Annotated in this window: 7 protein-coding genes and 1 pseudogene; all 8 read right to left on the bottom strand. The window is 64.5% G+C overall.

Features of this window, described 5'->3' with window-relative positions; genetic code table 11:
- A pseudogene (locus tag N878_RS06335) lies at positions 1-459 on the bottom strand (hypothetical protein); the annotation flags it as partial.
- Complete coding sequence (locus N878_RS06330) at positions 460-1380, bottom strand: hypothetical protein (protein WP_021442819.1); 921 nt, start codon at positions 1378-1380, stop codon at positions 460-462.
- Between the two features lie 18 nt (positions 1381-1398).
- Entirely contained in the window at positions 1399-2565 is a 1167-nt protein-coding gene (locus N878_RS06325; protein ID WP_021442818.1) for an HNH/endonuclease VII fold toxin-2 domain-containing protein, read from the bottom strand.
- Positions 2565-3605 carry a hypothetical protein gene (locus N878_RS06320; RefSeq protein WP_122108011.1) on the bottom strand — a complete coding sequence of 347 codons (1041 nt, stop codon included), beginning with the start codon at positions 3603-3605 and terminating at the stop codon, positions 2565-2567. The genes N878_RS06325 and N878_RS06320 overlap by 1 nt, the downstream gene beginning before the upstream one ends.
- On the bottom strand, positions 3602-4714 hold the full coding sequence (locus tag N878_RS06315; protein ID WP_021442816.1) for a DUF2169 domain-containing protein: 1113 nt from the start codon (positions 4712-4714) through the stop codon (positions 3602-3604). The genes N878_RS06320 and N878_RS06315 overlap by 4 nt, the downstream gene beginning before the upstream one ends.
- Before the next feature lie 13 nt (positions 4715-4727).
- Positions 4728-5162: a DUF6484 domain-containing protein gene (locus N878_RS06310; RefSeq protein ID WP_021442815.1), complete on the bottom strand. Its 435-nt coding sequence runs from the start codon at positions 5160-5162 to the stop codon at positions 4728-4730.
- Positions 5163-5196: 34 nt separating this feature from the next.
- A complete protein-coding gene (locus N878_RS06305) occupies positions 5197-7422 on the bottom strand; it encodes a type VI secretion system Vgr family protein (RefSeq protein WP_021442814.1) in 2226 nt (741 codons plus the stop codon).
- Between the two features lie 29 nt (positions 7423-7451).
- Positions 7452-8543: AAA family ATPase (locus N878_RS06300; RefSeq protein ID WP_021442813.1), on the bottom strand; the 1092-nt coding region annotated here is incomplete at its 5' end.

The raw sequence follows: 8543 nt of genomic DNA, 5'->3' as shown, positions 1-8543 counted from the left end.
GATCAGCGCCGGCCCCGGATCGCGGCGGTGCATGCCGCAGGCGGCCAGGCCGATCTGACGAAACAGTGCCTCGGGCGAGCCAAGCAGCTTGTCCACCCAGGGCTCGACTCGGGCCCAATCCAGCCAGCCCAGCGCCGCGGCCATAAAACGCGCGCTGTCGGGGGCGGCGCGCACATGCTCGGCCAGCCGGGCCATGGCGGCGGCATTGGCGGTCTCGAAGGCCAGCACTGTGGCCGCGAAGATTTCGCCCTGGGCGTTGGGATCGAGCTGCTGGAGCAGGGTTTCTAGAGCGACCGGGCCGGCGATACGCAGGCCGTCCAGATGGGCCTCGATACGGTTGTCGAGGGTAGTCAGATGGTTGAGGTCGTAGTGGGGCTCGTGGACGGCGATGCTGCGCAGCAGGCCGAGGAATGCGGCTTCTTCGCTGTGTTGGTCGACTATCACTTCAAGACTGGGCATCTAGTCGATCCGTTGCCACTGGTTTCCATCGAAGGCGAAGACATCTTTGCCGGCGATACTCCATAGCACGCCGTCGGCGGAACTCAGGTGGAAACAATTGGTAGGCTCGTCGTCGCCAAAGTCGACGGACTGCAGATGGCCGTTGTGCAATTTATAGATAGCGGTCGAACTGGAAACGTAGAGCGTCCCCATGAACCAGGCAAGACTCCAGAGATCATCTTCGGTGTCGCCGTGCTCGATAACCTCCCAAGTGGCATGCCGGCCACGGAGTAGGGTGCCGAGCTGTCCGCAGGCATATACGTAGCCGTCCTCCGCACAGCACAGTGCAGTAAGGACAAGATTCGTCGGGCTGACCTGCGGACGCCATAGCTTGCCGTCGAATGACCAGATTTCACCTTCCCAGCCTGCCGCATAGATTTCGCTCTTAGCGAAACCGGCGATGGCTTCGAAGCCGACGATGCGCTCGTCTTCTGCTGCAGGTCGAGCTCCGGCATCCATCGCACGCCAGTCGTTCTCGTCATGTCGGCGGTAGACCTGCCTGTCCATCCCGCAGGCGTAAGCGACACCCTCGACGGCACATACGCCGCGCATCTCGCCGCGTCCGGGAATGGCGGAATCATCATTGGGGAGCTGCTCTTCGTGGGTGTCGCCAGAGCCCATGCAGATGACCTGACCGCCCGCGCCGAGAAACAATGCCTGTTCCAGTGGCGAGTGAACCAACGTAGCGGCGACCACCGACCAATGCTGGATATCGTCATCGTCGTCGCCGACTCTCCAGGTGCCCGCATCCCACTCGGTGATATAGGTGTGATTGATCCGCTTGGCCTGCATTTCATCCGATACCGACGCCAGGTAGGCCAGGTCGTGATACCTGACGACGCCGGTAACGAATGAGAAGATTCCTGTCCATTGTCCAGCCATGAGCTTCCTCCTTTTTGTTTAACGGCCGCCTCTGCCACGAGGGCTGGCCAGCCTGGCGTTTCGTGCGCTGACCGCCTGATTGGCTGCACGGACATCGCTCTGCCCGGTTTCCACGGCCTTGATCTGTGTCGTGTCCTTGATCCCGCACTGGTTGTGGTAGTTGTCCAACTGGGCCTCGATGCATTTCTTCGAGCATTTGGACTGTGGAAAGGCTTTCGACATTGCGGTCACCGCATTGCCTTTTGCCTTCTTGTAGCTCATGCGTTTGGCTTTGGTGGTGTAACCGTTCTCGAAAGTGAGATTGCCTCTGCGGGCTTTGGCCGAGCCGCTGCTCTGGTAGGTATGCATCAAACCGTGCGTCCCCACATTCTGGTTCACCCCCTCGGCACAGACGCAAGGAGCTTTTCCCTCCTTATAGTCCTTGATGCCCTTGAGCGGCGATGAACCAGTACCACCGCGTCCGGTGTCATGTAGCGAACTGGCTTCTATCAGGTGGTGCGGTGTCTGTTGCGGACAGCAGCCGCTGGGCTTGTACGGCTGCAGGGAGCAACGACGAGCAGACAAACACTTGCTGGCGGCAGCCTTGTCGGCCACCTGATCGGCTTCAGGGCTGGTTTTCTTACCCGAGGGTTTTTTCTTCTTACCCAACGCCGTGCAAGCATCCTTGCTGCCATGGGGTTTGAAGTCCGCGCAGTCGGTTTTTTCCTTTTCTACCTCCTTCTTGCAGGCGCCCCCTCCGGCATCCATCGCCAGCTTGTCCATATAGGGCCAAACTGGCGTATTGCCTGGCATTGACGCATGGTTATGGGTGGTCATATCCAGGTTCCTGACCACATTCTCTCCCTCGAACTTCACATCCATCGACCAGGAGGTGAAGTACACCTTGCCCTTGTTCTTGCTGGTGATCACCCCTTTCTTCGGCGCGCAGCCGGCCTCGTCGCCGTAGCTGGTCTTGAAGTAGCTCTTGTTCTTGAGCATCACTTCCTTGCCGGTGATTTTCACCGTGCGGGTGCCGTTGGTGGTGTCCTTGGCCATGCCGGTGTTGGGGTAGGGGATGGGCACCCCGGGTGGGGTGGCCGGGGTCTGCGGCGGGGTGAAGCAGACGTCCGGGAAGCAGGCCACGGCCTTGCCGTCGGCCGACTTGCACGACACTTCCATATTGTTGGCGTAGACCTCGTTGCCCATCAGGCGGCCCTCACCGGTTGGTAGCTGAGCAGGGCGGCGGCGCGTTGGCCGGCGTCGTTGCCCAGGTGGCAGAGGATGTTCGGCCCATCACCGTAAGCCTTGCGGCTGGCGGCCAGGGCCACGACGAGCATGGCCGGACCGATGGCGGCGCCGACTTCGCCGATGCAGTCGGCCGGGTGCCAGATATGGAAGAACTCCTTGCGCACGCGCAGGCTGCGGCTCAGGGCCAGCGAGGCTTCCTTGAAGTAGTACTGCTCGCCGGACAGGTCGGTGACGCGGTAGTCCATCTGCTCCAGACCGCAGCCCACCTCGGCCAGCGCAGCGCGGATGGCCTGGGTCAGGCCCTCGGCGCGCAGGGGGATGTCTTCGCTTTCCACCGTCGCCGGCTCCATGCCAAAGCCCAGACCCAGGCAGGCCAGTTGCGGCTCCTCGCTGGCGACCGGAGCGCCGATCACCACGGCGGCGGCACCTTCACCCGGGATAAAGCCGTTGGAGTTCTGGCTGGTCAGCAGACGTTCGCGCTCCTCGAAGGCGGCCAGGGTCGGCGCGCTGAGGAAGGAATCGACACCGGCGATCAGCACGTGGCGATGGCCGCCCTGGTAGATCAGTTTGCGCGCATTGAGCAGGGCCACCGCGCCGCTGACCCGGCCGCGAGCGATGAGGTTGGAGCTGGGATGAAAGGCCAGGCCCAGTTCCCGTTCGATATCGTGCAGCAATTCGATATCCAGGCCCTCCAGCCGCCCTGGGCGTTCCAGTTCGGCGACGCCGAGCAGCAGCGGGGTCTGCGCCGGATCGACGCCGGGTGCACTCTGCAGGGCTTCGGTGATGGCGCGGGCGGCCATCTTGATCAGCTTGGCGCGGCCGCGCCAGGGCTGTTCCAGCGGCACGCTGGCGGCGATCAGCCATTCGCCGCCACGGTCGATAAAGCGGGTTTCCTGGAAGTTGTCGATGGCGCAGCGAATCGCCGCGCAGCTGGCCGGGGCGCTGAGGCCGACCGCGCTGACCATGCCGGAGCCGAGAATGCACAGGGCGTTCATCAGTCGGCCTCCGTCGCCTGGTGTCTGGACTTGACCAGGCTGCCGAGGCCGGCGTGGTAATCCTTGCCCAGCTCGCGCGCACGCCACCAGGCGCGCGACATGCTGCCCACCAGCACCTGGGCGATCTCGAACATATTGCGTTTGAGCGGACGCGATATGCGCCAGGTCAGCTGCACCTGGCGCGCCTCGGTGTCGATCTGCAGGGTGTCGATCACGGCATGCACCGTCTCATGGCCGCCCTTGTTGAGAAAGAAGGTTACCGGCACGGACATCTGCGGAATGCGAAAGCCCGCGCGTTCCTGCGCCGTGAGGTTGAGCAGCAGCACCTCCTCGCCGCCCTTGAGATAATCGGTCTGCTGATCGGCCGGCGCGGCCTGGAAGTAGCGGTTGTCGAAATCGGCCGGCAGGAATGGAAAGCAGTCCGCCAGCCAGGCCTCGTCGTAGGTGCCGGCAAAGGCGGCGCGCTGCGGCCAGTGACGGCCGATGGGCCCCAGCGCCATGGGGCGGAAGTCGCCATGCGGACTGTCGACCGGCTTGCCCAGTTCCTCGGTGCAGGGCATCGGCATGCCGAGCATGTCGGCGCTGTCCGTGCCGCGCGGATACCAGCCGATGCCGGCCGGGTTATCCGGGTAGGCCTGTTGTTGCTCGGGGTTGCCCTTGAGCGGATGGGCGCCGCCAAAGGCCTGGGCGTAGGAAATCGTCTGTTCGAGAAAAGGCTGCGGCAGCCCAGGGGCGACGCCGAGCAGGCCTGGCTGCCAGTGCCTGGGGCCGAGTACCGAGAAGGCCTTGCCGACCCGGCCGATGCGGATGCCGGCGGTGATCTGGGTCGCCGGCTTGCCGCCCGGCGCATGGGCCTTGCCCTGTACCAGCACGTCGCAGAAGGGTTTGACCGGGGCGAAGTCCATTTCCTGCAGCGGTGCGCTGAGGCCCGGCTCGCCGTGAAAGGTATCGGCCATCAGCAGCGGCTGCTGGGTGTCGAGCAGGCGCGCCTCGCGGCCGTCCAGCGGCAGGTCGAAGGTGCCCTTGGCGATCACTACCAGCGATTCGCGCCCGTCGGGCGCCAGGCCCTGGGTGAAGGCCGCCATCAGTCGGGTGGCATTGAGCAGTTGCATGGGCCTGCGCCTTCTAGTTGATCTGCACCGAGCCGCCCTTGATGCGGTTGACCCCGCTGGATCGGCTGGAGAGGTAGGCGCCCTGGATGATCACCTTGCCGGCGCGGGTCAGGGTGATGCTGGCCTTGCCGCAGCGCAGCACGATTTCCTGCTCGGCGCGCAGCTCCAGGCGCTCATCATCGAGCTTCACCTGCGCTGGTGGCGCCGCGCCGAGCAGCCGGCCGATCAGCAGCGGGCGACTCGGGTCGCCGTTCTCGAACATCAGCGCGACCTGGGCACCGATATCCGCGGCGGCCAGCGGCACCATGCTGCGAGCGTTTACGCCCTGGGCATCGGCGCAACCGGGAAAGCTCACCCGCGGCACGCCGTCCTCGGACAGGGCGAGCAGGGTGCCGATCATCACGCCGTCGAGGCGCGCCTGGCTGGGCAGGCAGTATTGAACCGTCATAGCTGGGCTCCTGGCCGTGGGTAGAACCGGCCTGCTAGTTCTGCAGAATCTTCTGCCCCTTGACCACCACGTTCTTGCTGGCCTTGACGTTGATCGCGCCGGAGCCGTCGATGGTGATGTCCTTGCCACGGATGGTGATGGTGCCGTCCTTTTTCATGGTGATGCTGGCCGAGCCGGTGGTCAGGGTGATGGAGTCGCCGGCGGTCAGCGAGAAGTTCTTGCCGACGCTCAGGCTGTCGTCCTTGCCGATGCTGCTGTCGCGGCTCTGGCCGACACTGCGCGACTCGTTCTTGCCGATGCTGGTGCTCTGGTTGCTGCCGATGCTGATTTCTTCGTTGCTGCCGACGCTCTCGGTACGGTTGCTGCCGATGGTGATGTTCTCGTTGCTGCCGACGTTCTCGGTGCGGTTGTTGCCGATGGTGATGCTTTCGTCGCTGCCGACGTTCTCGGTGCGGTTGCTGCCGATGGTGATGCTCTCGTTGCTGCCGACGTTCTCGGTGCGGTTGGCGCCGATGGTGATGTCTTCGTTGCTGCCGACGCTTTCGGTGCGGTTGACGCCGATGGTGATGGATTCGTTGTTGCCGACCTTCTCGATACGGTCCACGCCGATGGTGATGGTCTCGATGTTGTCCACCGTCTCGGTACGGTCGTGTTTGACGTGCACGGTTTCGTCGTTGTCGATGGTCTTGGTGCGATCGTGGCCGACCCAGTGGGTCTCGTCGTTCTCCACCTCGATGTCCTGGTTCTTTTCCGCATGGATGAACAGCTGTTCCTCGCCCTTCTTGTCCTCCATGCGGATCTCGTTGAAGTTGGCCGGCGTGCCTTCCTTGCTCGAACGGCTCTTGACCCCGCTCTGGGTGGCGTTGGCCGGCAGGTCGTAGGGCACCGTCTGCTCGGCGTTGTAGACGCGGCCGGTGATGATCGGCCGGTCCGGGTCGCCTTCGAGGAAGCTGACGATCACCTCCTGGCCGATGCGCGGCAGCTGGATCGCGCCCCAGTTCTTGCCGGCCCAGGCCTGCGACACGCGCATCCAGCAGGAGCTGTTCTCGTCGGACTGGTCGTGGCGATCCCAGTAGAAGTGCACCTTGACCCGGCCGTACTGGTCGGTCCAGATCTCCTCGCCGCTGGGCCCGACCACCATGGCGGTTTGCGGCCCACGGACGATGGGCAGCGGCGTCAACGGCAGCGGGCGGAAGGCCTGGCTGGCGTCCATGCAGTCCAGCTCGCTGGTGAACTGCTCGCTGCTGTCGCCGAAGCCGGTTTCGTAGGGCTCCTGGTGGATGCGGTAGCGCGCACCCACCACCAGGTATTCTCGGTTCTGGTCGGCGCGCTCGTAGCCGCTGAGCTTGAACAGGTGCCCCGAGCCCAGGCCGCGGGCGCGGCCACGCAGCTGCACGCGTTCGAAGCGGGTGTGGATGGCCTCGATGCGGGTGCGCGCGTAATGCTCGCCGTCCTTGCTCTGCACGTACTCGCCGGGGTAGTCGAACAGCGGGTATTCGGCGTTGCTGTGGCTGCGCGACACACTGGAGCGCACCTCCAGGCTGGCGCTGGGGCGCTGGAAATCGTAGTCGGTCAGCGCCAGGGCGCCGGGCTGCACCTCGCGCGCCAGTTGCCAGTCGTAGAAATGATCGCGCTCGCGCATCTGCTGCTCGGGCGGGAAGAAGGGCACCGAGGCGTAGCCCTCCACCGTCGAATGGGCGCCGTAGGCGTCGGCCAGCACCAACACGTGTCGCGATTTCTCGTGGCGGAAGTAGTAGTAGATGCCTTCCTGCTCCATCAGCCGGCTGACGAAGTCAAAGCTGGTCTCGCGGTACTGCACGCAGTATTCCCACTCGCGGTAGCTGCCGCTGAGACTGTCCTCGAAGTCGGAGAATCCCAGGTCGCGGAACACCTGTTTGATGATGTCCGGCACCGTCTTGTTCTGGAAGATGCGGCAGTCCGAGGTGCGGCTGAGCAGCCACAGCCAGGGCCGCAGCGTCACCTGGTAGCCGGCGTACTGGCCGGTGCCGACGGTCTGCCGGCAGGCGCAGACGATGCCGTGGAAGTAGCGCTCGCCGGCGTCGTACAGCTCCAGTGCTAGGCCCATGGGTTTACCCAGCAGCTGGTCGAACTTGACCGAGGCGTCCTCAGAGGTCAGCTCCAGGTGGTACTGGAAGGGCCGTCCGAGTTCCTCGCTGCCTTCCAGGCTCTGCAGCAGCAGGACATTGGCACCCAGCGGGCCGTTGACCTGCACCAGGCGCTGGGATTGGGTCAGTGCCATCTACGTTCTCCCTTGGCGATCACGGCCTGCTAGTCGAAGCGGTAGCTGAACTGGCCATTTTCGGCGCCGATATGCACACCGGCCAGCGGCTTGCCCTCCAGCAGGCGGCCGAGAAACTCGCGCGACAGGTCCGGCAGCAGGCTGTTGGTGAGGATGGCGTCGATCTGCCGGCCACCGCTCTCGGCCTCGGTGCAGCGCGACACCACCAGGTCGAGCACGCTCTGCTCGTAGTCGAACGGCACCTTGTGCGTGGCCTCCACACGCTTCTTGATGCGGTCCAGCTGCAGCCGGCTGATGCTCTCGAGCATCTTGTCGCTCAGCGGGTAGTAGGGGATGGTCACCAGGCGGCCGAGCAGGGCCGGGGGGAACACCTTGAGCAGCGGCTCGCGCAGCGACTTGGCGATGGCCTCGGGGTCCGGCATCAGCTCGGGGTCGCTGCACAGGCCGGCGATCATCTCGGTACCGGCGTTGGTGGTGAGCAGGATCAGGCAGTTCTTGAAATCGATCATGCGGCCTTCGCCGTCTTCCATCACGCCCTTGTCGAACACCTGGAAGAAGATTTCGTGCACGTCCGGGTGGGCCTTTTCCACCTCGTCCAGAAGCACCACGCTGTAGGGCTTGCGCCGCACGGCCTCGGTCAGCACGCCGCCTTCGCCGTAGCCGACGTAGCCGGGCGGGGCGCCCTTCAAGGTGGAGACGGTGTGCGCCTCCTGGAACTCGCTCATGTTGATGGTGATGACGTTCTGCTCGCCGCCGTACATGGCCTCGGCCAGGGCCAGGGCGGTTTCGGTCTTGCCCACCCCGGAGGTGCCGGCGAGAAGGAAAACGCCGATTGGCTTGCTCGGGTTGTCCAGCCCGGCGCGCGAGGTCTGGATGCGCTTGGCGATCATGCTCAGGGCGTGGTCCTGGCCGATGATGCGTTTTTTCAGGTGCTCGTCGAGGCGTAGCACGGTATCGATCTCGTTGCGCGCCATGCGCCCGACCGGGATGCCGGTCCAGTCGGCGACCACCGAGGCCACCGCCTGGTAATCGACGGTGGGCAGGATCAGTGGCGTTTCCCCCTGCAGCGCGCTGAGGCGGCTCTGCAGATCCGCCAGTTTGCCGTGCAGCGCCTGGCGTTC

The organism is Pseudomonas sp. EGD-AK9 (assembly GCF_000465935.2).
Lineage (GTDB): Bacteria > Pseudomonadota > Gammaproteobacteria > Pseudomonadales > Pseudomonadaceae > Aquipseudomonas.
This window is presented reverse-complemented; position numbering and strand designations above follow the sequence as displayed.